Source organism: Parahoeflea halophila (assembly GCF_900220985.1).
GTDB lineage: Bacteria > Pseudomonadota > Alphaproteobacteria > Rhizobiales > Rhizobiaceae > Hoeflea > Hoeflea halophila.
The window spans coordinates 271,359-293,738 of sequence record NZ_OCPC01000006.1 but is presented as its reverse complement, the minus strand read 5'-3'; the positions used below and the strand labels follow the sequence as shown (position 1 = coordinate 293,738).

Genomic DNA, 22,380 nt, shown 5'->3' with positions numbered 1-22,380 from the left:
AATGACAAAAGGACCTCTCATGACTGCAGCGCCTCACCTGTTTCAACCGCTCACCCTTCGCGGCATCACCACCCGCAACCGGGTGGTGATTTCACCGATGTGCCAGTATTCGGCGCATGAGGGTCATATGGATGACTGGCATCTGACTCATCTCGGGCGCTTTGCCATCGGCGGGGCAGGGATCGTCTTCACCGAAGCCACGGCCGTGCAGAAACAGGGCCGCATCACCCATGGCTGCCCGGGCCTGTGGACCGACAGTCAGGTACCCGGCCATGCAAGGGTTGCGCAATTTGCGCTCAGGCACGGCGCCATTCCGGCAATCCAGCTCGGGCATGCCGGCCGGAAGGGGGGCATGCAGCGCCCCTGGTACGGCAACGGCCCGCTCAACGAGGCTGATTTTGCCCGCGGCGACATGCCGTGGACGCCGGTCGGGGCGTCAGCCATTCCAGTGGCAGAGGGCTGGCCGGTACCGCATGAGTTGACAGTGGAAGAGATCGCCGCGCTGCTGGACGACTACGAAGCTGCTGCAAGGCGGGCGCTTCTGGCGGGCTACAGGATTGCAGAAATCCATGGCGCGCATGGTTATCTGGTGCACAGTTTCCTGTCGCCATTGTCGAACCGGCGCACAGACCGGTACGGCGGAGATCTCGCCGGGCGAATGCAGCTGGCGCTGGAGATTGCCGAGAGGGTCCGTGCGGTCTGGCCCGAGGAACTGCCGCTGTTCTTCAGAACTTCCGCGGTTGATGGGGTGCCAGATGGCTGGACATTGGAGGACACTGTGGTGCTCGCGGGCGAACTCAAGCGTCGCGGTGTCGATGTCATGGATTGCTCGTCCAGCGGCATCGCCGGAGCGGCAACGGCGAGCGGCGGCCAGAAGCGCCAGCCCGGGTATCAAGTCGGCTATGCCGAGCGGGTGCGCAAGGATGTAGACATGAAGACCATGGCGGTGGGTCTGATCACCCATGCCGAGCAGGCGGAAGCCATCCTCCAAGGCGGCCAGGCCGATCTGATCGCCATCGGCCGTGAAGCGCTGGTCGACCCGAACTGGGCGCAGCACGCAGCACGCCATCTGGGCCATGACACAGCTTTCGAGACCTGGCCGCTGCAGGCCGGCTGGTGGCTTGCAGGCCGCGAGAGAACCTCGGATTTCTATCAGCCGAAAAACTGATGCCGCTGCCTGCAGCAATGTTCGTTCTGGCTTAGGCGGGCAGCGGTATACAGAACACCAGACACACGGAGCTTTTCTGGATGGCGGACAACAGGGTGATGATCGCTGGCGGCGGCATTGGCGGGCTGGCTCTTGCGCTGACCCTGCACCAGATCGGTGTCGACTGCGTGGTGTTCGAAGCGGTCAACGAACTCAAGCCACTGGGCGTCGGCATCAATATCCAGCCAAACGCCGTTCGTGAACTTCTCGATCTCGGCTTCACCACCGATGAACTCGACACCATCGGGGTGCCGGCGAAGGAGTGGGCGCTGGTCGGCAGAAAGGGCCAAGAGATCTATTCCGAACCGCGCGGCCTGCTGGCGGGTTACAACTGGCCGCAATACGCCATGCACCGGGGCGAATTTCACATGGCGCTCTACCGTCGCCTGCTCGAGCTGGCAGGTCCCGATGCGGTCCGGCTCGGGTGCCGTGCCAAGGGTTATGCGGTCAATGCCGATGGCCGCGTCACCGCAACGCTCGAAACCAGGACCGGCGAGTTCCAGGAAACCGGCAGCCTGCTGATCGGGGCGGACGGGATCCATTCGGCTATCCGGGCGCAGATGCATCCCGATCAGCCGCCCATTCACTGGGGCGGAGTGTTGATGTGGCGCGGCACTTCGCTTGCAAAGCCGATCCGTACCGGATCCTCCTTCATCGGGCTCGGCACGCACCGGCACCGGATGGTGATCTATCCGATATCGGCGCCGGATCCCGAAACCGGATTGGCGCTGATCAACTGGATTGCCGAGGTCACCTGTGACGATCCGTCTGCGCGCGAGACCACGGGCTGGTTCCGCCCGGTCGGCATCGACGATTTCCTCCATCATTTCGAGGACTGGACCTATGACTGGCTGGATGTGCCGGCGCTGATCCGCAGTGCCGACATTGCTTTCGAGAACCCCATGATCGACCGCGACCCGGTCCCGACCTGGGTGGACGGGCCGGTGGCGCTGATCGGCGACGCCGCGCATGCGATGTATCCGACCGGTTCGAACGGTGCCAGCCAGGCGATCATGGACGCGCGCATTCTGGGGGCCAAGTTGCTCGCGCACGGCGTGTCCCCGGAAGCACTCGCGGCGTTCGATGCCGAATTGTGCGAGCCGATTTCGGCGCTGATCCTGTGCAACCGGGGCGCGGGGCCGTTCGGGCTGCTGACCATGGTTGACGAGCGCTGCGGCGGCGAGTTCGACGATATCGACAGCATCATTCCCGCGGCTGAACGGGCCGAATTCATGGGCAAGTACAAGGCCGCTGCCGGGTTTGCCCGCGACACGCTCAATACGGCACCGCCAACGATTGCACTCCGCAGCCAACCGCAATGAGTGCGGGCATCTCAAGCCGCCGGATCGCGTTCCTATTGCAATGGCGGTTCAACGAACAAGTGACGCCGGTTGAAGCGGCCGAGATCGACAAAGCCAGCCTCCAGCCGGTCTTTCAGGCGCGGTATGTCGTGGCTGTAGACCGCGAGGGCATCCCGGACATCATTCGACTTCAAGGCCTCGAGCGTGGCTGAATCCGCAATGTAACGCAGGCGGCCTTGCGTATAAAACTCGGCGGAGTAGCTGCGATCACCCCAGTAATTGATCGCGATGTCAGGAGAGGTTTCCAGCGCCTTTTGCACCAGCTCCCGTTCCGATCTGACATTGAGGGTGTTGGGGAAGAAGAAGGCCACCGTCGTCAGGCCGAAAACAACAACCGCCACACCGATCATGGACACTGCCACCCACGCACGCGTCTTCCGGCCCGGTTGTCCGAAGATCCCAGCCCAGACAGATACCAGCAGGATTGCAGCGGCGGGAATTCCGGGCAGAACATAGGCGGGAAGAATGTTGGCAGCCGGCGTAAACAGAATCAAGGGTGACAGGGTCCAGGCCAGCAGGTAGCTGTGCCAACCGGTTCGATCCTTGCGGAAGATCTCCAGCACCTGCCTGCCTCTCGTCGCCAGTGCGGGAGCGAACAGGACCCAGGGCAGGAATGCAATGAAGCCATAGACCCAGATCATCCCCTTTGCACGCGCGTGAGCCGAGCCGTACAAATCACCCTGCCAGCCGGTTTCCAGGAACCTCTTGTAGTGTTCTCCGATGATGAAGTAGTTGAGAAAGCCTGGCGTCTTCGCTTCGGCCAGCAGATACCAGGGCAGGGCGATCAGACCCGTCAGCAGCGTCCCGGTAATCCATGGAAGACGCAGCAGCTGCCGCCAGCGATTGCCGATGACGACCCAGAGGAAAATCGGAATCCCCGTCAACACCACCGCGACCGGCCCCTTTGCCAAAAGGCCCACTGCCAGGCCGGCAAAGAACAGATAGCCCCATACGCGGTGAGAGGATTTGTCAGCGAGACAGGCGTAGAACCCGGCCATGCTCATGGTCGTTCCGAGCACCATTGCCATGTCGGTGACCACAAATGCCGAAGCCCCGTAAAACAATCCGGCTGATGCCATGACGGCGATGGCGACCAGGGCCAGGTCGTGGCCGCGCAGCTTGCGGACCCAGACGTAGCAGACAGCCAACAGGCCAAGTGATGCAATCAAGAAGAGGAACCGGGCGCCAAAATGGCTTACCCCGAATATCTTCATGCCAAGCGCGGACATCCATGTGTGCAATGGCGGCTTGCCCCAGAACGGGACGCCGTAGTCGAACTGAGGGGTTATCCAGTCACCCGTCTCCAGCATCTTGCGCGCGATCTCTGCGTATCGGGCTTCTGTCGAGTCGACGAAAGGATACCAGAACATGGCCAGGATGCGCACAGCCAGCAATGCGCAGAGGATCGTCAGCAAGGCCCGGCGTTCGGCGGGCTTGAGTGAAAAACCCGACATCTTCCGCACAGCACTCTCGGGCTCAAAGCCGGTTGCCTCAGGCTCTATCGCTGCCATTTTCAGTCTCGTTCCTTTTCACACATGCAAACGATTCGGACCCTAGAACATCTCGATGAGGCCGAACATATGATTCCGCTCAATCGACGCAGGGGGCTATGGCAGCTCGAACGTGCTGGAAGGACTTGGATGACCGGCCACGGGAGAGATCCGCAAGATCCGGGAGCATACGCGTCGAGCGCGCTGCGCAAATCATCGTATCGTTTGACCCAAGCAACAATTCCGAGAGGTGCGGGCGTAAGTTCATGGAGCCGTTCTTTTAACCGTAACTCGCGCGATACATTGCAGTTCTAGCCGCCGAGACAGAGACAGGTTTGGAACTCATTCCTTCGACACAACCGAAACCGAGCCATTCCGCTCGATATATGCGCGTGGCACGTCTTGAACCCGTGCAAAACCCTGCCCACGGAGCTTTTGTTCAAGATCGCGGCGCCCCATTTGCGCACGGCGGAGGACCGCTTCGTCGACGTTGCCATCTCGTATGACTTCGAGTGGACGTCCTTTCACGATACGAGAAACCAGGTCGTTGTGAATCGCAAGCCAGCCCATAGCAACCCAAAGCCCTGCGAGGGTAAGACAGCCCACCATGACTGGCCACATGGGGGCATTCCCCGTTAAAGTGCGGCTCAAACTCGAACCAATCAGTACTGTGAGCACCACATCAATTACCGAAGTGTTGGCTAAAGATTTTCGAGGCAGCAGTCGAAACAAGCCAACCGCGAAACAAAAGACCACGGCTGCACGCAAGGCGAGCTGTAAAGCGGTGAGATCTGTGGAGGTGTCCCCCAACAAGTCCGGAAAATTCATAGGGCGTTCCTTTTTTGACCGGCGTTTGGCATCAAAGGATAGTCCGCCACCTCCCGGCCGGCTACCGACCCTGGGAAAACCGGCTGCGGGCAGAGAGTGCCGCAACATGCCGTGCAGGCCGCTGTCCGCTTTGCCGCATGGCCATTCGGAGGGCAGTCTGACAGTTCTCGCCCCCTTTGAGCCATCAATTGGGTACGCGACAAATGACGCCTGCATGTTCCTATGCTGGCTCGCCATGCCAGAGGATACAGCAAGTACCACAGACGCCCGGCGAATCCGTTTCGGACGCTGCAGGATGTCGGACGCGACCAGCGGGAGGTGACTGGACGCCTGTTAACGAGCATATTTCGATAGAGCGGGCTGCCCAGCCATTAGGCGGAGTAAGACGGTTTTTGCTGCCCTCGTTGCGATAGACGCTGCTTGGTTTTCTATCGCTGGTCATACTTCCGTTGCCGGAAATGCCAACACCTGGCCTATACCAGCCAGGCCCAGGATGTGTGTGATTGTGCTTTTGCTAAGACCGTGGCTGAAATCTCGCGCAGTTGCTTACTATGCGCTCACCAATCGCGCTGATAGAGGCAGGAATAGCTGCTACGTCATTGATTTCGTGGTGAGAGCGCAGGGGTTCGAACCCTGGACCTACTGATTAAAAGAAAATTTATAGGGCGATTTTTTGATAATGAAATCAAAAGTCTGATAGATAATAATACTATGTAATCAATATTTTGCGCGGTATATGGTGATACTGGCTGATATTTGACATACCCGCAAGATACGCATATTCCGTGCATTGAGAGGACCCAATGCACGGAGACTAACCCCCGCCATGCCAATGCAGAAAATTAGCGACAGATGGCTTGCCAGTGTGCAGCCTCAGCCGAAGCAGATCGAATATTTCGACGCCGCGCCGGGCCACAAGGGGCTTAGCATCATGGTCGGCAAGTCAGGCTCGAAAGCTTGGTTCTTGAATTACACCGGCCCGAAGGATGGCAAACGCAAGCGCTACAAGATCGGCGCGTATCCGGGGGTAGGGCTTGCCAAGGCGCGGACTGAGGCGGCGAGGTTGCGCGCAGACATAGGTGAGGGCGCTGATCCGCTCGATAGCCGCCGCGCCGAAACTGTAGCCGCCAACGAGGCCCGCGCCGACACGTTTGCCAAGCTGGTCGAGGCGTACCTGCAAAGCTCAAAATTCAAAAGCACAAGCGCCAGCAACCGGCGTGACATTGAGCGCACCATGCGCAAGGACGTGTTGTCTTTGATTGGTGAGACGCCGCTCAGTGAGCTATCACGGCGCACCCTGCAAAAGCCGGTCGAGGCGAAGATCAATTCAGGTGCGCAGCGCATGGGTGAGGCGATCTTCCGCTACCTCAAGGTAGTCCTGAATTGGGGTGCTGACATGGGGTATATTGAGGCCAACCCGCTGCCGCGCCGCAACCCGAATGCAACGCCAATGGAGAACCGCGAGCGTGTCCTGACCAATGCTGAAATCAGCGCGTTGTGGAATGAGTTTCCAAATTGGACGGCAGGGCCGCGCCTCGTGGCGATCTATCGCTTGATAGTGTTGACGGGTCAGCGGTCAAATGAGGTTGCGGGCCTGATGCGCGACGAGATAGACACCACTGCCGCAATCTGGGCGTTGCCGCGTGAGCGCGCGAAGAATGGAAAGCCGAACATTGTGCCGCTGTCCGCGCCAGCCTTGGCGATTGTCCGCGAGGCGATGGCTGCCACCAACGGCGATCACCTATTCCCTACGGATGGCGGTGAGAAGCGCGCCCATATCGGCAATGACACAATCAGCAATACAATCCGCAAATGGCAAGAGGGCCGGGGCGTTGCCGACAGATGGACGCCGCACGATCTCCGCCGCACCGCCGCAACCCGGATGAACGAAATCGGAGTGCAGCCGCATATCGTGGAGGCGATCCTCAATCACGTATCAGGCGCAAAGGCTGGCGTTGCTGGCGTCTATAACCGGGCCGATTACATTGAGCAAAAGCGCGCGGCGCTGGACGCATGGGCGGCTGAACTTGGGCGGATCGTGGGATAGGGGGATCATTGGGAGCGCCCCGGCGATGAAAGCAGGGAGTAACCGGGGCGCTCAACCAACTAGGAGAGGCGGCATGAGCGAAATGCAGCCTGATCACTATGTAAGCCGCCGCGAGAGCCTGACAATCCCGCACGGAAAAGTGTCAAACTACCAATCGGGGGTTGACAAGTGTCAATACAGATGGTAAGGGGTGCAACATTGAAAAAATTGTAGCAACCGCCCGTGTGGCGGTTTTTTTGTGCCCGCTTGGCTTCCGCCCGGCGGGCTTTTGCATGGAGAAAACGAATGGCCGAAGCTGACAACCTGACAACCGAAGAGTTCGCCGCCCTCGCTGGCGTCCACCCCAACCACCTCACTTTGAACAAAGACCTATACCCGCCCCGCCATCGCGGCACCGGTCGCGGCTTCCGGTATGCCAAGGCCGACATCGCGATCTGGCAGAAGTTCAAAGGCGCGCTCCGCAGCGTCGATGAATACGAGGCGGCGATGGCGCATGAGCGCGCATCCGGTCGCGGCTAATCAATCCGGCGCTGGCATGTCTGCGTCTAGCGCCGCGCCCGGCGCGCTTTCTTCAAGGGGGGGAGGTGCGTCGGGTATTTTTTTGGACCTCACCTCTTGCGGGTATGGCACTCCAAACCATCTATTCACTTAGCTGCAAAAATGCACCCTTTTGAAAGGTGATGCATAGCATCGCACGAAACCGCACCCGCCCGGCACCCGCCGTTGGCGGGTTTTTTTATGGGGAAATCACCATGAGCGAAAGAGTATTCCTTACCCGCGCTGAAGTCTGTGAGCGGGCGGGCGTCAGCCATTCCTACTACACCAAAAACCTCGACAAGATGCCTGAGGAAACCCGCTTTGCTGAGGGCGGTAAAGCGTGGGTTCATATCGCAGACTTCACCGCATGGCATGAAAGCCGAGGCAAGCATCGGTCGGCAGCGGAGGCCGAACGGGCCGGGGCGTAACACCATGTTGCTTCCAACTCTCCCCGATCTGCCGTCCGAAACGGAGCGAATAAGCCCTGCCGACTTGAAAATGATTGCCGCGCCGTTTGCGCGCAACATCGCAACCGAATTGTGTGGCGAGCCGAACCGCCGCATGTCTAACGCTACCTGCCTTCGGTTTGGTCGGCGTGGTAGCCTCAGCGTTGACATTCGCCCCGCGACGGCTGGCGTCTGGTGCGACCATGAAGCGGGCGAGGGTGGCAGCATCATCGACCTTGCCGCCCGGCAATTGGGCCTCAGCTTCCCCGCCGCGTGCGACTGGATCGCCAATCGGTGCGGGGTTGGTGATGGCGCAATCGACGCCGACGACCTTGCTCGCCGCCGCGCCGAAATGGCCGCGCTCGCCGCCCTGCAAGACGCCGAGATTGCGCGAGAGCGCGCGGCGCGGGTGGATGCAGCATGGGCGATCTGGCAAGCCTCAGCGCCGCCCGGAGGCACCTTGGCGCAAGTGTACCTTACTGCCCGGCGGTGCTGGCACCCGTGGCTCGGCACCGGCCACGCGGTGCGGTTCACTCCGGCATGTCCGATGGACGACGGCGGAACCTATCCGGCCATGGTCGCCGCGATGACGGACGCGCTGACCGGCGAATTTACCGGCATCCATCGGACCCACCTCGCACCGGATGGCAGCGGCAAGGGCGCGAGGGAAAAGCGTATGCTCGGTACGGCGCGGGGCGCTGTCGTGCGGTTGCGGGATGAGCCGGGGTCGGCGGCATGTTTCGCAGAGGGGATTGAAACCACCCTCAGCACACCGGCCTTGATTGGGGCGTTGCCGCCGAAGGTGATTGCCACCTTGTCAGCCGGAACCATGCGCACCTTGCCAGCCATGCAAGGTGTCGAGAATGCCGTGATCATGGCGGACATGGATGAGGCCGGATTGGACGCCGCCGCGATGATGGCGGGCCGGTATGCCGACGCTGGCAAGTTTTGGAGCGTTTATGGCCCGCCGCAAGGTTTCAAAGATGCAAACGATGCTCTGACGGGATGCGGGCAAGAAAAAGCCCCGCCGAAAGCGGGGCATATCAAATGAAAGCAAAGGCATAATAAATGAATAATAGTCAAGTGTCAAGTGAAAACAACGAAACCGGCCAGAATATCCGGGCACAGTTGCTTGCTGGTGCGGGACATGTTGTCGCGTTGCAGGGGGTTAATGTTTCGGAGCAGGGGAAAAAATGCATCCATGACACAATAGAACTGCCGATTATTGATGAGACTGACAGGTTTCCTATCGAATATCTTCCGCCGATCATGGCCGATGCGATCCACGATGCAGCACAGATGACGCAGACCTCAACCGCGATGGCGGGCATGGTGGCGCTGACAACCGCCGCGTTTTGCGTCCAAGCCCACGCCAATGTCCGCCACTATAGAGGGCACAAGGATGATGTCACGTCGCTCTATTCGATGACGCTTGGCGAGACAGCGGCGGGAAAATCCGAAGTCTTTGGTTTGTTCATGGGGCCGATCCGCGAGCAGGTCAAAAGCAAGGCGGATGAGTTGCGCCACCAGCGGAAAATCTGGAAGGCGGCAAAAGAACTTGCCGACCACAATGAGGCGCAACGCCGCGCCCGTGGCGAGACGGTACCGGAAGACGAAGCCTTTACCGATCCTATGCCGTGGATGGCGAGCGGCGAGGTATCCGACGCTACGCTTGAGGCGCTGATCATGGGTTTGCACAGAAACCGCCCGTCAATGATCCTAGCAAACGATGAGGCAGGGGCTTTCTTTTCCGGCTACAGCATGACCGCAGAACAGCGCAACCGAACGCGGAGCGTCTACACAACCCTATGGGGTGGCGGCTCCTACACCTACAGCACAGTTAAGGGCGGTGAGACTGATTTGATCGATCGCCGCTTGACTTTGATGCTCGCCGGTCAGCCGGAAGTGATTGTGCCGGAACTCCGCAGGCGGGGCGATATGGCGCAAGGCTTCTTCCCGCGTATGCTTTTGGCGGTCCCGCCTTCAATGCGTGGCAAGCGGGATATGTCGGCATCCTATGAAATGACACTGCCGATCACCGAGTTTGCGAACCGGCTTGGCGCGATCTTTGAAGCGCCATCCGCGACGGATAGCACCGGTTTCCAGCTAAGACCATGCATTATCGAATGGAGTGACGAGGCGCGAGAGAAAGCGAAGGAAGTTGCGCAGGCAATTGAGGACCGGCAGGAGGAAGGGCGCGATTTGTGCGCTTACGGCGATATTGTCTCCCGCGTAATCCAAAACGCAGCACGGATTGCTGGCATCGTTCGCTTCATCCAAAGCGGGCAGTATGTCCACCTGAACATGAACGGGCAGGCGGGGCCGATCATGGGGATGAAGTGCGATCACCCGATAACGATCGATGACTTCCGCGCCGGTCTTGAGGTGGCGTGGTATTCGTTTCAGCAATGGCGGAGTGTTTTGGTCGGCGCTATCGATACGGCGCAACACCGTGACGCCATGAAGACGCTGAAAAAGATGAAGGACGCCTATGCGCGAGAGCGGGGCCGTGACCGCACGCCGGGCGCTAGCTTGCCGCCTGAGTATCATGGTCGCTTTACGTGGGGCGGCCTGAAACGTATCCACGTTCTCCGCGACCTCAAGGGCGCTCCCGCCGAAGGCGAGACGGAGTATGTTCTTGAGACCGTTCTCCCGTACCTTGTGGAGCGTGGCCGGTTGGCGGTTGGAAAGCAGCCAAGCGGCAAACAGGAATGGTCGCTGACCGAGGTTGATTAGATGGCCGACAGCCCCGGATTTTTGCACACCGAAGTGTGCAACGGTGTGCAAAGTGTGCAAACGGCACCGGTTTTGCACATCGTTTTGCACACGTTGCACACCGTTGTGCAACGGCGTGTGCAAAATATTCGGTGGTTAACCTATTGATAAATAAGGGTTTGGCGTGGTGAAATGGCAGTTTTGCACATTTGCACACATTCCCCGCGTTTGCACAGATTGTTCAGTAAAATCTTAATACAGCTATTTATTGTATTTGGAGTAGATATAGCCTGAAATGCAACCTATAATTTGCATTACCTATGCGCACCCCGAAGAATGTGTGCAAATGTGCAAAATCCCAAAATCAACCACCAAACCACACCCCGCCCCGGAACATGCGCAGCCGGGCGGCGGGCAATCTGATCAATATGGGGCGCTGGTCAAGATGATGATCCCTGTCCGCGCGGCACCGCTCCACTTACAGCGATCTGTAACAACCCCGGCCCGCAAACACCACCCGGCGCAAGATCGCGCCTGACGGGCTTCTCAGGCGCTACGCGAACAAACGGCTCTAAGCGCCCAACTTTTTTTGTCAAACTACCATTCGGGGCTTGACATTGACACACCAATGTGGTACGCAGTCCACAATGCAATAAATGCGTAACCCGCCCGGCAATGCCGCTGGCGGGTTTTTCATTTGCACCATCCCAAACAATCCAGATCGGCACCCGGCGCACCGCGCGCCGCCGGGGAGCGAAGCCGTGTTTGCGCGCGATGAAAGCAGGAACATCAATGAGCGAAGAATTTGAAAATATCGGAATGCGCCGCAGGCCGGTGATCAAGCCGGGCGAAGCCGTGATCGTGAGCGGCGATTGGACCGCAAAGGAAATCATTGCCGCCGGGGCGCTGGACACCATCAACCAGCGGATCGAGGAACCGGCGCTGCCGTTTATCCCCGTGTCGGCGCTGCACTACATTTACGATGACCTCCGCGAGAACGAAATGATCGCAACCGGCGTCCACAAACAAGCCGGGCGGCGTTGGGGTATGATCCGCGAGACACGCGGCCTGCAAACGCACGAGCTTCCGCACCGCGCCTTGAATTGGGACTTCATCGAGAAGGCGCTGATGGTTGCCAAGCCCGGCGAACTGATCCTGTTTGCCCGCACCTCGGCGGTCGGTGACAGCCTCGCCGAAGCCGCCGATCAGCTTCATATGCTGGCGCTGGACAGCGGGGCTGCCGTGGTCGCGATCAACGATTTTGAGCGGCAGCCGTTGCCCGGCAACGTCCGAAACCTGACGTGGTTTCGCCAATCGCCGCTGCATGTCTCCCGCGAGGGGCAGCTTTATGAGGGCAATCGCCTGATCTTCACAACCGCCGCCCGGATGATGGAGGCCGCGTGATGAGCAAACTCAAGAAGATCGACCGGGCGCTTGAGCGCATAGAGAAGGGGTCGCACAACTTCGCATGGCGCGTGATGCCTTTCAGCATCATGGCAATCATCGTTTTGGTGGTGCTGCTATGATCGCCAATTTCGTAGCCGCCGCCATAGGCGCGTTTGCTGCACTCCCCCTTATCGCGCTTGCTGCCATTCTAATCTGAGGAAATCGAAATGAACTACATGCTTGAACGCACCAACCCTGACGGGAACGTCGAAATCCCGATTGCCATCGCTGAGCTTCGCCGTATCTGGCGTGCCGAGGAAACCCCGCTGCCCGTCATCCGCGCCATGCTGGAACGGCAAGGGCTGCCGGTGATCGGTGTTGATGATGATGGCCGCGAAGTTGTTTGCGGCACATATCCGCCCGTCAGCACCGAACTGCACTGAGAGAGAGAAAATGAGAGACACTGTTACAATTCTATCACCGGTTCGGATCATCATCGATGATCGCCACACCATCGAATTCAAGCCCGGCGAACATCGCCAAGTGACATCAGCCGTGCGCCGGGCGCTGCTCGACGCTCAAGCTGCGAGCGACGACTGGCGGGCAAAGGTAAATGGAGATAACGAGCGCCGCCCTATGGTCGAGCTTTCCGGTTTTTCGCTGGACGAACTCAGCACCGACCGCGACGGGATGCGCCTTTGCTTTTTGAGCCGCCGGGCCTCGGTGAAGTACCACACCCCCGGCAAGCCCGCCGGGTTCGGCGCGTTCGAGGATCTCGGACGGTTTTCGCCGAACCACCCTGTTTGGCTCTCGCCGGAAGTCCACAAGTTGGCCCGCAAGGCGAAGATTGCGCACCTCGCCCCGCTCGGCGTCCGCAACTATCACTATTTCAGCGACGCCACCCGCGCCCCGCATTTGGAACTCGGATGGGCACCCCTCCCGGCCTCGAAACAGGTTGGGGACAGCACCGACGACGACATGGCGGCTTAAGCCGCCTTTTTCTTGAAAGGAACACGAATGCTTATCCGCACTCTTGCGCCGCTGGTTATCCAGATAGGCAGCTTCAACACAACGCTGCCCGCTGGCGACATCGAGCGTGCGCCGCCCGCCATCGGTAGGGCGCTGGTCAATGCCGGGCACGCAACGCGTGAACTGGAAGTGCCCGCCGGGTGGGCTGGCGACAAGCCCGCGCCGGTCACGATTACCGATCTGGCGCTTGAAGACGCCAGCGCATTCGGTGATAGCGTCAGGATCGCAGCAAGCCGTCGCGTCACTGCATCGACATACACAATCGGCACTGCGCCAACGCTGGCGAACCAGCGCGATTTGATCCGGCTTTCCAGTCGGGCCGAGTGGGTTCCGGTAACGGTCGCCGCCGAAATAATCGCGGCGGGCGCTGGCGAGAGGGTTCCATGGTTTGTTGACAAGGCAACCGCCTTCGATCACGCCGCCGATCCTGTAGAGGTATGGGCTGAGGACACGCCGACTGACCCGCACCGGGCGCGCCTTGGCAATGATCCGGCGGCGTCGGTGCACCCTTGGAGCGCGGACAATGGCGAGTTTGTTTGATCGCGCCGAAGCCCGCGCCAGCGTTGCTTTGGATCGGGTCTTTGCGGAACTTGTGACCCTGCAAGCCTTGATCAGCGGCGCAAATAGCCGCCCCCGGCCCGACACCTCCCGGCGGGATCAAACGGTCTATTGCGTTTTTATCGAGCAGCAAGACCGCGAGGCCGGGGAGGATGCGCGCCCCGGCGACAAAAAGCTGGACGCCATCGGCGCGGCGCATTGGCTCAGCATTGACCTTCGCAGCCTCACGCTTCCGATCAAACGCGGTGATCAATTGTTCAGGCATAAAACCGGGCACCGATACCGTGTCAAAGCTATAAATCCCGATGGTGAAGGACGTTTGAAATTTTACTTGCAGTTGCTTTCAGGTGAGGCTTTGTAAATTGTAATTACAAAATCAGTTGTGGCAAACGTAAATGATGCAACGATCATCAAGATTGCCGCAACTATACATCACGCGACCCCGGCGCAGTAGGTACCTTACTAGGGTTTTACTGCTTGCGGGGAACGCAGCCCCCGATTTCTGGCTAAATGACAGATTTTGCGAACGGGGTTGCGGTCGGAGCCGCCGGGAAAGCCTGTCCGAAACATAGGCAAAAATCCACAGAATAACAAGGGGATAGCGCAATGCCGCGAATAACACCGGATGGTCAATCGACCATCGGGCCGGGCGCGCTCGCCATCCTGCTCGGCATATCTGAAGCGAAGATCAGAGACTTGAATGGGCGCGGCATCATAACCCGCCCGGAAGGCGCAAGGGAATACCCGATGATCGCCGCCGTCAACGAGTACACGGCGCACATTCGGGAGCAGGCGGCGGGCCGCAACCTGCCCGAAGAAATGATGACGGCGAAGCTGGCGAAGGCCAAAGCCGACGCCGCCAAGGCGCAAATGATTGCTGCACGGATGCAGGGGACATTGATCTTCGCCGACAAGATCGAGACGCGATGGAACGCCGCCGGGCGCGTGATCCGGGCATCCATGCTGTCCCTTTCATCCCGCCTTGCGCAGCGGCTCAACCTCGGCCCGGAAGCGGCGGCAATCGTCAAAGAAGAAATCGTGGAGGCGCTGACCGCATTGGCCGACAACGGCGCGGATCAAGCGCACGCCGAAGAAGTCAGAGAGGCGGTCGAGAATGCCCGCAGTGATTGAAACAGATGCGCTTGCGAAGGCGATGCACGGATTTTTCGGGGCGCTTAGGCCGCCGCCAAATGTCCCGCCGTCAACCTTTGCTGAGCAGACCATACACCTTGACGAGACGCTGACAGCAACGCCGGGCCGCATGAAACTGCTGCCCTACCAAAAGGCGATGCTGGACATCATGACGGAGCCGGGAATTGAGCGGGTGACGTTCAAAAAATCGGCCCGCCTTGGCATGTCCACCGTCATTCAAGCGGCGGTCGCGCATTTCATTGAGAACGATCCTTGCCCGGTGCTTTGTGTGTTGCCGCGTGAGAGCGATGCGCGGACCTTTGCTGTTGCGCTTGAACGCCTGTTTGATGCCTCGCCGATGCTTGCCGGGATGCTGGCCTATCAGCGCAACGATACTGAAAACCGATCCAACCTGTTGACCCGCTACATACCCGGCGGATCAACCTTGCGGCTGGTCGGCGCGAACGCGCCTGCAAACTTGCGAGCCGTCACCGCCCGCGTGCTTTTCGCAGACGAGGTTTCCGCTTTCGGAACCACGGTTGAAGGCGACCCGATGGCGCTCGCCACCATGCGAACCGCATCGTTTCCGAACCGCCTGATTGTTGCTTGCTCGACGCCGACCGATGAACTGACGTGCGGGATCACGGCGCTTTACGATCAATCGGACAAACGGGTTTGGCAAGTGCCTTGCCAGCATTGCGGCGAACACTGGCAAATCCAGTGGGGTGATATGCGCTGGACGGATGGCGATCCAGACACGGCTCACGTGGTTTGCCCGTCATGCGGCGGCATCCACAGCGAAGCCGATAAGCTGGAAATGGTGTTGCATGGCCGCTGGCACGCGACAGCGCCGGAAGTCAAAGGGCACGCCGGGTTTCATATCAACAGCCTTGCCAGCCTTTTGCCTTCTGCGCGATGGCCGACGCTTGTGCGGGAGTTCCTAAAAGCCAAACAGGACACCGCCTTGCTGCAAGCGTTCGTCAACACCGTTCTCGGCGAGACGTGGCGCGAGCAGTCTGATGGTGACATCGATCCGGCAAGCCTTGAGGCCCGCCGGGAGCCGTTCGGTGAGGATGACTTGCCGCCGGAAGTGCTGGCGCTGACAGCCGGTGTTGACGTGCAGCGTGACCGCCTTGAGCGCACCATCATGGGTCACACCGAGAACGGCGTGCCGGTCATTATCGACCATACAGTCTTGTGGGGCGATCCGCTGCAAGATGAAGTCTGGCGCGATCTGCAAGACGATCTGAAACGCACATTCCCGCACCCCGGCGGCGGCAAGCTGCCTATCATGGGCGCGGCGCTGGACGCTGGCGATGGCGGCACGATGGCGGCGGTGATCAACTTCGCCGGGCCGCATTGGCGGCGGCATTGGTATGCGATCAAGGGCATGGGCGGCACGGGGCGATTGCCTTTCGATCTGCCGCGCAAGTCCAAGGGCAAAGCGCGCCTCGCGATCATCGGCGTCGATACCGTGAAGACCGAAGTCATCCGGGCTTACAGCAAGCCGGAAGGTGAGGCGGGCGCGATGCGGTTTTCAGACCGTCTGGACGGCGATTGGTTTGACCAGTTGACCGCTGAGCGCCGCGTGGTGCGGATGAAAGCGGGCCGCCCGGTCATTGCGTTTGAGCAGGTCAAGAAACGCAACGAAGCGCTTGATTGCGCGGGCTATGCGCTCGCCGTCTGGCACTTCCTGAAACCCCGCGTGAATTGGGATCGGCAACGTGAACAGGCAATCGCCACCGCCGAACCCGCAAAATGCAAAAAGCCAAGCTGGCAAGACAATCTCGCCGCGCTCGGCAATCTGTAAATAAGGAAATCCAAAAATGTTTGAACGTATGAAGGCCGCGCTCGGCATGGGCGGCGGCGGTGGTGAAGCCGTGGTAACGCCGGGCGCGAACCTGTCACGCGGGCCGGAAATCCCGGCAGGTAGCTTTGCAGGTGGCATTGAGACGGCGCACATCGACGGTATTTTCCGCGATACCGGCGATGCAGTGATGGACGCCGCGCCGCTGACCAACGCCCGCGCGGTTCGCGCCCTGTTTGACAGTGACCTCGGCGGCGCGGTTGACGTTGCTTTGGGGCAGATAGTCGGCACCGGCTTGCGCCCGAATGTCCAGCCGGTCATTGAACTGACTGGCATGACGCAGCGGGAGGCGGACGCTTGGGCGCGGCGCGTCGAACGCCTGTTCGCGCTTTGGGCTTCCGATCCCCGCGAGTGTGACGCCGCCGGGTCGCGGAGTTTTGGTCAGATGCAGCGCACCGCCGGGCGAGCCTATTTCGGACCCGGTGAAATCCTCGCCACGTTCCCGACGAAACGCCGCACAGGCAACTTGTTCTCGGCAAAGGTTTCACTTCTCGACGCGCACCGGCTCGCCGAAAACGGGATTGATGAGAGCGACCGGCACGGGTTGCGGTTTGCAGGCGGTGAGCCGGTCGGCGTGCGCATCCGCGACCGTGATCCGGCAACCGGCATGGAAGACTTTTCCGCCCGGTTTGTGCCGTTTCGCAGCCGGTCGGGTCGCCCGCTGAGCGCGTTGCTTTATGATCACGTCGCGCCGGTACAGTGGCGCGGTTTGTCGCCGCTGACGGCGGCGCTCAAGCCGCACTTCCAATACGGCAAGCTCGCAGACGCCACGCTGGCGACAAGCATTCTGCAAACCGTCCTCGCCGCCGTGGTGACATCAAACGCCACAAGCGAGGAAGTCATGCAGATGTTCTCGCATGGCGATGTCGATCAAACCGCGATGGACGCATACACCGCCACAAAAGTTGGCTGGTACCGCCAGAACAGCCTCAAAGGGCTGCCGAACGTCATCCATGCGCTGCCCGGCGAGCAGGTTGATTTCAAGTCTCCGACAACCGATCCCGGCGACCTTGGCACGTTTGCCCGGTTGTTGAAGCTGGAAAGCGCGCGCGCCCTTGGCATCGGGTATTCGGCAGCGACCGGCGATTACAGCGGGGCGACTTATTCCAGTGTGCGGATGGAAACGGCGGTCAATTGGCCGATTGTTTTGCAGCGCCGGGGCATCATCGGGCGGTTTTGCCAGCTTGTGTTTGAAGCATGGCTGGAAAACGCGATCCTCGACGGCACCGTGCCCGTGCCCGGGGGGTATCTTGCGTTTCTGGCGATGCGGCCCGCATGGACGCGTTGCGAGTGGCGCGGCCCGTCAATGCCGCAGGCGGATGAGAACAAATCGGCTTCCGCCGCCGCCAAGCGGCTTGAAACCGGCACCACGAGCCTTGCAACCGAATGCGAAGCCCTCGGCCTTGATTGGCAAGACGTTCTCGCTCAGCGCGCCCGTGAGAAGGAAATGGCGTCAAACCTTGGTTTGCCTGACCCGCATGTCGCGGACCCGAAGGCGGCACCGGCAGCACCGGCCCGCGCTACCCCGCAAGTCACGCTCGCCAGCGGCGAAGCAATGGATTTCACCGCAGCCGTCGAGCGCCTTGAACAGCTTGAGGCAAACCAGCCGCAGCGGGTGCGGACCGGCAGGGCTGAGGACGCCAAGGCCCGCCGGGCGAGGGACGCCGCACACAAGGCCGCAATAAACAAATGGAACGCCGAAAGGGCGGACCTTGAAGCCGCGCTTGCAGCGGCGCAGGAGTAACAGAAATGGCAAATCGCAACTTTGAAATTAGCGGATTGGACGGGCCGCTGACCATCATGGCGTCGGGCTTCATCAATGAAGCTGACAGCACAGTCACAGGACGCGTCACGCGGATTGATAGTGACACGCTGGCTGTGGAGACGGCGTCAATCACCGGCACCGTCACAGGCAGCGCGCCGGAAACGCTGGCGTTTGCCAGCATCGCGGCAACGCTTGATTTGAGCGTAACCGGCACCATCGCCGATGTCGGCATTATCGCCGCCGCCGCCACGCTGGACGGCGTGACGGTGATTGCTATGAGCGGCGCGAGTAACAATCGGATTGTCAGCCATGCAACAGCGCAACACGAGGCCGACGCGGCAGGCGTGACGGCGCTTGGCGTGCCCGCCGATGATCCTTGCGCGCTGCTCGCCGTGCTGAAAAAGGCGCGGTGGGAATTGCTTTCAGGGCAGGCGGTCAGTCGCGTGACCGCGCCGGGCGGACGGGACGTGACATTCCAGAAAGGCGATCTTGCCGAACTGGCGAAGGAAATCGCCCGGCTTGAGGCTGAGTGCCGCGCCGCCAACGGAGACGCCGCAGTCACACCATCCAATACCCCGCGCACCCGCCGCGCGATCCGCTTCAACCCCTATCTTTGATCCCGAAAGGAACACCCTATGAAGAACCTCAAAACCAAACTCGCCAAACGTTTCCACGCCGAAGCCATCGCCGCCGGGCACAACGCCGGGCAGGTTGAAACCATCTCCGCCGCGCTCGATGAAGGCCGCATGAAGATTGCCGATGCGCGCATGGTTGCCGCCATGACCGCCGACTGGACCGCCGCCACACTGAGCGACCTGCAATTGGACGCCAGCGTGCCCGGCAGCCCGGCGGCGGTTGCCAACGCGGAGGCTGCCGACGAAAAGGCGCTTCTTTCGCAAATGGCGGCCATGCACGGCAAGGCGCTCGGCGTTGATAAGCACGGCAACCCTGCGCTAGTCGAAAACACCGCATCACTGGCGACCGGCAATTCGCTCATCGACAATATGCGCCGCCGCCATGCGAAATAGGCCGGTTGGCCAGTTCGGTAACGCAAGGGCCGATGCTTTACCAATTCAGCAAGAAAGACGCCGCTAGCTTGCCGATTTAACGGCTTGTTTTTGTACAATATTTTCACTGTACTGTGAGCGTTGACACCCAATAGGAGCCATGAAATGCACATCAACATTATCAAAGAGGCAAACCGCCATTCGGACTTGCTCAAAGCGGCGGAACATGCCGTTACGGACGCCATCCGCGACGGCATTGTGGCTGAGGTGTCGCGGATCGAGGATCGCCTTAGCACAGCCAAGCCCCGCACCGCAGACGAGCGCCGGGCCATTTTGGAAACCGCTGAGCGCGCCATGACGGCTTTGCAGATCGAGCCGTATAGCTCGATGATCCGCGCTACCTTCTAGCCAACCAAATGCCCCGCATTTGCCTTCAAGGCTCGCCACCCGGCGGGCCTTTTTTGTTGCCCGCAACCAGCATGGGGACGCGATGCAATCAGAAATCTCAAAGCTCGCCCGCCGCCACGCCCGCCTTATGGAGCGCATAGCCATCACAATGGATGACGACGCCGCAACGGCGCTATGGCACCGCGCCCACGCCATCGAAACCACGCTCGCAAACACCACACCCCGCACCGCCGCAGACAAGGCGCACGCTCTGAGTGTCGTCACCAACGCATTGCAAGTCGGGCACGGCGAAACCGATCTGGCGCGCATCGTGCGCGGGGCAATCCTGTATTTTAGAAAGGACTGAAATGAATGACAAAATTCACCGCAGCAATTAAATTGACGGCGACGGATAGCACCTTAGCGGCCTTCCGATCCGTCGCGCAAAGCGCCAGCGGCCTTCATGGCACGCTTGCCCGCTTTGAAACCGGGGCCGCCCGGTTTGCTCACAAGACAGCAGCCGCAAGCGCCGCCGCAGCGGGCACAATCGTCGCCGCATCTCGTGATCTCATCACATATGAAAAAAATCTCGCTGGAGCCATCAAAAAACTCGGATACGATGAAGCCCGCGCCGGGCAAGCCGAGTTGCGGAAGGAAATCCAAGCGACAGGCAAAGACCTTGGCACCCTCAGCGCGATCTACTCGCAAGCCCTGACCAGCGGTGTCGATGCAGTTGACGCGCTGCCGTTCACCGTGCTTGCCGCCAAGACCGCGACTGCAATGGATATGAGCGCAGAGGAAAGCGCGAACTCCCTCGCCAAAATCCGCTCAGCCTATGGCCTGACGATTGCGGAAGTGCAACGGTACGCTGACGAGGTGAACTATGCCGCAGATGCAGAGGCCACCACAGCGGCCCGCGTGATCGAAGCCAACGCCCGCGCGGCGGCATACAGCAAGGGTGCGAACTTCGACACCACCGCCCTGACGGCGATCAACACTCAGATGACGGTCGCGGTCGAACCGGAAGTCGCCGCAACCGCGCTGAAAAATGCGACCCTTGCTTTGCAAGCGGGACAGACGGCGACCAAATCGCAGATTGCCGCATACAGGCAACTCGGCCTTGACGCTGAAAAGGTGCAAAAGGCCATGATGGTCGATGGCGACCGGACATATATGGAGGTGCTGAAAAAGGTTGCGGAACTCCCGAAGGAGTTGCAGCAAACCACCCTGACGCAACTGTTCGGCAAAGAGGGTGTCGCCGCGCATCTTGCCGTCCTCAATGATCTTGAGAAGGTTGCCGAGCGGGAGAAGAAACTCCGCGAAGGCGGCGCGGCTGGTAGCATCGACAAGGAGGTTGCATCGGTCAACGCAACCATGTCTCAGCGGTTGACCAACTCCATCAATTCCGTGAGGGCAGCGGGCGCAAGTTTGGCGGAAGCCTTCACACCCGCAATCGAGAAGTTCGCCGAGTTGACGGGTCGCGCTGCCGACTTCTTCAATGGACTTTCCGAGGGCCAAAGGCAGTGGTCAGCTTTCGCAGTCCTCGGTGTGGCGGCGCTATCCCCGGTCGGCTTTGCTCTCAGCGGTATCGCTGCCGCAACCCGCACCGTTACCACCGGCTTCGCCGTACTGGCACCGGTAGCAGCCCGTGTCGGCGTGGCGCTCCGTGGCGCTATGGTCGGCTTTGCCATGCTGTCCAGCGCAGGCGGTATCGGCGCAGCACTGGCAGCGGTCGGCACCGCAGCGGCGGCAGCGGCAGCCCCGATTGCCGCCATCGTCACGGGTGTCGCGCTTCTCGCCATCGGTGCGGGAGCGATCATCCGGCGGCGGGGTCCGATTAGCGACTTCTTTGCGAGCATTTGGCATAGCATCACCAGCGGCTTTTCCAGCGCCGTGAGCGCGGTTTCGGACTTTGCCGGGCAGATCGCCGCCGAAGTCGGCAGTATCGCCAGCAAGGCCGCTGAGGCGCTTGGCGATTGGGCTTACGATCTGGTCACGATGATTGTCCCGCCGGAAGTGCTGGATGGCGTGATTGCCAAGGCAACCGAACTCGGCACCAATATTGTCGAGGGTGTCAAGGCGGCCTTCACCGGCATCAAGGATTGGTTCGCCAACCTGTTCGGCGGCATCTTTGACGCCATCATGGGTGAAGTTGTCGCCAACCTGAAAGCCGTTGCTGAATTGATCCCGGCATGGGCGCGCCCGGCGGCGCTCGATGATTGGCTGAATGCCGATGCTGCCAATGCGGCGGCACCGGAGGCGAAGGCGGCGGCGAGCATCGCGCCGACGATCCCGGCGGCTGACCTTCCCGCGATCAATGGCGGCATTCCCGCACCGGCAACGGCAGCGGCGGTCGTGGCGCAGCCGACAGCGCCGGTTGCCAGCGGCCCGTCTGGCGCTGAGGCGGCAATGACCGCGATTGCCGCGAGCATTGACGCGCGGGCTGCCAGCATCGAGGCGGCACTCAGCAAGGGCGGCATCGTCAGGGTGGATACCAGCGTCCGCGTGAGCGGCGGGCAAGTGACCGGCAGCAAGACCAGCGCGTCGGGCGTTGCCCGCGCCGGGGATACAGGCGTTCAAGAACTAGGGTCGGATTGATCCGGGAAGGGGCGGGGCTTG

The 22,380-nt window shown here is 60.5% G+C and carries 23 protein-coding genes; 21 read left to right on the top strand and 2 right to left on the bottom strand.

Going from position 1 to position 22,380, the window contains the following annotated elements:
- Window positions 1-19 precede the first annotated feature (19 nt).
- Window positions 20-1,168, top strand: coding sequence for an NADH:flavin oxidoreductase/NADH oxidase (locus CRO46_RS18725; RefSeq protein ID WP_097109317.1), 1,149 nt, complete (start codon window positions 20-22; stop codon window positions 1,166-1,168).
- 80 nt (window positions 1,169-1,248) lie between these two features.
- A complete protein-coding gene (locus CRO46_RS18720; RefSeq protein ID WP_097109316.1) occupies window positions 1,249-2,529 on the top strand; it encodes a flavin-dependent oxidoreductase in 1,281 nt (426 codons plus the stop codon).
- Window positions 2,530-2,561: 32 nt separating this feature from the next.
- Here CRO46_RS18720 and CRO46_RS18715 read toward each other — a convergent pair whose 3' ends face one another.
- Both CRO46_RS18715 and CRO46_RS18710 read right to left on the bottom strand, forming a co-directional pair.
- Window positions 2,562-4,079: an ArnT family glycosyltransferase gene (locus CRO46_RS18715; RefSeq protein WP_210421545.1), complete on the bottom strand. Its 1,518-nt coding sequence runs from the start codon at window positions 4,077-4,079 to the stop codon at window positions 2,562-2,564.
- 321 nt (window positions 4,080-4,400) lie between these two features.
- Entirely contained in the window at window positions 4,401-4,886 is a 486-nt protein-coding gene (locus tag CRO46_RS18710) for a DUF421 domain-containing protein (RefSeq protein ID WP_179759121.1), read from the bottom strand.
- Between the two features lie 826 nt (window positions 4,887-5,712).
- Between CRO46_RS18710 and CRO46_RS18705 the strand changes: the two genes are divergently transcribed.
- The 19 genes from CRO46_RS18705 (at window position 5,713) to CRO46_RS18625 (ending at window position 22,359) form a co-directional block, all read left to right on the top strand.
- Window positions 5,713-6,933: a tyrosine-type recombinase/integrase gene (locus tag CRO46_RS18705; protein WP_097109314.1), complete on the top strand. Its 1,221-nt coding sequence runs from the start codon at window positions 5,713-5,715 to the stop codon at window positions 6,931-6,933.
- 285 nt (window positions 6,934-7,218) lie between these two features.
- A complete protein-coding gene (locus CRO46_RS18700) occupies window positions 7,219-7,452 on the top strand; it encodes a hypothetical protein (RefSeq protein ID WP_097109313.1) in 234 nt (77 codons plus the stop codon).
- A 233-nt stretch (window positions 7,453-7,685) separates the two neighbouring features.
- The gene (locus CRO46_RS20025; protein WP_179759120.1) at window positions 7,686-7,898 is read left to right on the top strand and encodes a hypothetical protein; all 213 of its coding nucleotides are present in this window, start codon (window positions 7,686-7,688) and stop codon (window positions 7,896-7,898) included.
- Between the two features lie 4 nt (window positions 7,899-7,902).
- Window positions 7,903-8,967 (top strand): DUF7146 domain-containing protein, encoded by a 1,065-nt coding sequence (locus tag CRO46_RS18695; protein ID WP_179759119.1) that lies wholly within the window; start codon window positions 7,903-7,905, stop codon window positions 8,965-8,967.
- A gap of 17 nt (window positions 8,968-8,984) precedes the next feature.
- Window positions 8,985-10,652: a DUF3987 domain-containing protein gene (locus CRO46_RS18690; RefSeq protein WP_097109311.1), complete on the top strand. Its 1,668-nt coding sequence runs from the start codon at window positions 8,985-8,987 to the stop codon at window positions 10,650-10,652.
- Window positions 10,653-11,306: 654 nt separating this feature from the next.
- Window positions 11,307-12,035 carry a hypothetical protein gene (locus CRO46_RS18685; protein ID WP_143439071.1) on the top strand — a complete coding sequence of 243 codons (729 nt, stop codon included), beginning with the start codon at window positions 11,307-11,309 and terminating at the stop codon, window positions 12,033-12,035.
- Window positions 12,035-12,157: a hypothetical protein gene (locus tag CRO46_RS20275; RefSeq protein ID WP_280176275.1), complete on the top strand. Its 123-nt coding sequence runs from the start codon at window positions 12,035-12,037 to the stop codon at window positions 12,155-12,157. Before CRO46_RS18685 ends, CRO46_RS20275 begins: the two co-directional genes overlap by 1 nt.
- A gap of 87 nt (window positions 12,158-12,244) precedes the next feature.
- On the top strand, window positions 12,245-12,460 hold the full coding sequence (locus CRO46_RS18680) for a hypothetical protein (protein ID WP_097109309.1): 216 nt from the start codon (window positions 12,245-12,247) through the stop codon (window positions 12,458-12,460).
- A gap of 10 nt (window positions 12,461-12,470) precedes the next feature.
- Entirely contained in the window at window positions 12,471-13,007 is a 537-nt protein-coding gene (locus CRO46_RS18675) for a hypothetical protein (RefSeq protein WP_097109308.1), read from the top strand.
- Window positions 13,008-13,034: 27 nt separating this feature from the next.
- Complete coding sequence (locus CRO46_RS18670; RefSeq protein ID WP_097109307.1) at window positions 13,035-13,586, top strand: hypothetical protein; 552 nt, start codon at window positions 13,035-13,037, stop codon at window positions 13,584-13,586.
- On the top strand, window positions 13,570-13,965 hold the full coding sequence (locus CRO46_RS18665) for a hypothetical protein (protein ID WP_097109306.1): 396 nt from the start codon (window positions 13,570-13,572) through the stop codon (window positions 13,963-13,965). Before CRO46_RS18670 ends, CRO46_RS18665 begins: the two co-directional genes overlap by 17 nt.
- A gap of 245 nt (window positions 13,966-14,210) precedes the next feature.
- Window positions 14,211-14,735: a hypothetical protein gene (locus tag CRO46_RS18660; RefSeq protein WP_097109305.1), complete on the top strand. Its 525-nt coding sequence runs from the start codon at window positions 14,211-14,213 to the stop codon at window positions 14,733-14,735.
- A complete protein-coding gene (locus tag CRO46_RS18655) occupies window positions 14,719-16,545 on the top strand; it encodes a phage terminase large subunit family protein (protein WP_097109304.1) in 1,827 nt (608 codons plus the stop codon). Before CRO46_RS18660 ends, CRO46_RS18655 begins: the two co-directional genes overlap by 17 nt.
- 16 nt (window positions 16,546-16,561) lie before the next feature.
- Window positions 16,562-18,346, top strand: a complete 1,785-nt coding sequence (locus CRO46_RS18650) for a phage portal protein (RefSeq protein ID WP_097109303.1) — start codon at window positions 16,562-16,564, stop codon at window positions 18,344-18,346.
- A 5-nt stretch (window positions 18,347-18,351) separates the two neighbouring features.
- On the top strand, window positions 18,352-18,984 hold the full coding sequence (locus tag CRO46_RS18645; protein ID WP_097109302.1) for a hypothetical protein: 633 nt from the start codon (window positions 18,352-18,354) through the stop codon (window positions 18,982-18,984).
- A gap of 18 nt (window positions 18,985-19,002) precedes the next feature.
- On the top strand, window positions 19,003-19,395 hold the full coding sequence (locus tag CRO46_RS18640; RefSeq protein ID WP_097109301.1) for a hypothetical protein: 393 nt from the start codon (window positions 19,003-19,005) through the stop codon (window positions 19,393-19,395).
- Window positions 19,396-19,539: 144 nt separating this feature from the next.
- Window positions 19,540-19,782: a hypothetical protein gene (locus CRO46_RS18635; protein WP_097109300.1), complete on the top strand. Its 243-nt coding sequence runs from the start codon at window positions 19,540-19,542 to the stop codon at window positions 19,780-19,782.
- Between the two features lie 82 nt (window positions 19,783-19,864).
- Window positions 19,865-20,128 carry a hypothetical protein gene (locus CRO46_RS18630; protein WP_097109299.1) on the top strand — a complete coding sequence of 88 codons (264 nt, stop codon included), beginning with the start codon at window positions 19,865-19,867 and terminating at the stop codon, window positions 20,126-20,128.
- Between the two features lie 5 nt (window positions 20,129-20,133).
- The gene (locus CRO46_RS18625) at window positions 20,134-22,359 is read left to right on the top strand and encodes a phage tail tape measure protein (protein WP_097109298.1); all 2,226 of its coding nucleotides are present in this window, start codon (window positions 20,134-20,136) and stop codon (window positions 22,357-22,359) included.
- The last annotated feature ends 21 nt before the right edge of the window (window positions 22,360-22,380 follow it).

Bases quoted from the DNA above. Each gene is read 5' to 3' on its own strand.
- CRO46_RS18640 (WP_097109301.1), top strand. From the start codon at position 19,003: ATGAAGAACCTCAAAACCAAACTCGCCAAACGTTTCCACGCCGAAGCC.
- CRO46_RS18715 (WP_210421545.1), bottom strand. From the start codon at position 4,079: ATGGCAGCGATAGAGCCTGAGGCAACCGGCTTTGAGCCCGAGAGTGCT.
- CRO46_RS18705 (WP_097109314.1), top strand. From the start codon at position 5,713: ATGCCAATGCAGAAAATTAGCGACAGATGGCTTGCCAGTGTGCAGCCT.
- CRO46_RS18700 (WP_097109313.1), top strand. From the start codon at position 7,219: ATGGCCGAAGCTGACAACCTGACAACCGAAGAGTTCGCCGCCCTCGCT.
- CRO46_RS18660 (WP_097109305.1), top strand. From the start codon at position 14,211: ATGCCGCGAATAACACCGGATGGTCAATCGACCATCGGGCCGGGCGCG.
- CRO46_RS18645 (WP_097109302.1), top strand. From the start codon at position 18,352: ATGGCAAATCGCAACTTTGAAATTAGCGGATTGGACGGGCCGCTGACC.
- CRO46_RS18695 (WP_179759119.1), top strand. From the start codon at position 7,903: ATGTTGCTTCCAACTCTCCCCGATCTGCCGTCCGAAACGGAGCGAATA.
- CRO46_RS18665 (WP_097109306.1), top strand. From the start codon at position 13,570: ATGGCGAGTTTGTTTGATCGCGCCGAAGCCCGCGCCAGCGTTGCTTTG.
- CRO46_RS18675 (WP_097109308.1), top strand. From the start codon at position 12,471: ATGAGAGACACTGTTACAATTCTATCACCGGTTCGGATCATCATCGAT.
- CRO46_RS18650 (WP_097109303.1), top strand. From the start codon at position 16,562: ATGTTTGAACGTATGAAGGCCGCGCTCGGCATGGGCGGCGGCGGTGGT.
- CRO46_RS18720 (WP_097109316.1), top strand. From the start codon at position 1,249: ATGGCGGACAACAGGGTGATGATCGCTGGCGGCGGCATTGGCGGGCTG.
- CRO46_RS18630 (WP_097109299.1), top strand. From the start codon at position 19,865: ATGCAATCAGAAATCTCAAAGCTCGCCCGCCGCCACGCCCGCCTTATG.
- CRO46_RS18690 (WP_097109311.1), top strand. From the start codon at position 8,985: ATGAATAATAGTCAAGTGTCAAGTGAAAACAACGAAACCGGCCAGAAT.
- CRO46_RS18725 (WP_097109317.1), top strand. From the start codon at position 20: ATGACTGCAGCGCCTCACCTGTTTCAACCGCTCACCCTTCGCGGCATC.
- CRO46_RS18685 (WP_143439071.1), top strand. From the start codon at position 11,307: ATGCCGCTGGCGGGTTTTTCATTTGCACCATCCCAAACAATCCAGATC.
- CRO46_RS20025 (WP_179759120.1), top strand. From the start codon at position 7,686: ATGAGCGAAAGAGTATTCCTTACCCGCGCTGAAGTCTGTGAGCGGGCG.
- CRO46_RS18670 (WP_097109307.1), top strand. From the start codon at position 13,035: ATGCTTATCCGCACTCTTGCGCCGCTGGTTATCCAGATAGGCAGCTTC.
- CRO46_RS18655 (WP_097109304.1), top strand. From the start codon at position 14,719: ATGCCCGCAGTGATTGAAACAGATGCGCTTGCGAAGGCGATGCACGGA.
- CRO46_RS18625 (WP_097109298.1), top strand. From the start codon at position 20,134: ATGACAAAATTCACCGCAGCAATTAAATTGACGGCGACGGATAGCACC.
- CRO46_RS18710 (WP_179759121.1), bottom strand. From the start codon at position 4,886: ATGAATTTTCCGGACTTGTTGGGGGACACCTCCACAGATCTCACCGCT.
- CRO46_RS18680 (WP_097109309.1), top strand. From the start codon at position 12,245: ATGAACTACATGCTTGAACGCACCAACCCTGACGGGAACGTCGAAATC.
- CRO46_RS18635 (WP_097109300.1), top strand. From the start codon at position 19,540: ATGCACATCAACATTATCAAAGAGGCAAACCGCCATTCGGACTTGCTC.
- CRO46_RS20275 (WP_280176275.1), top strand. From the start codon at position 12,035: ATGAGCAAACTCAAGAAGATCGACCGGGCGCTTGAGCGCATAGAGAAG.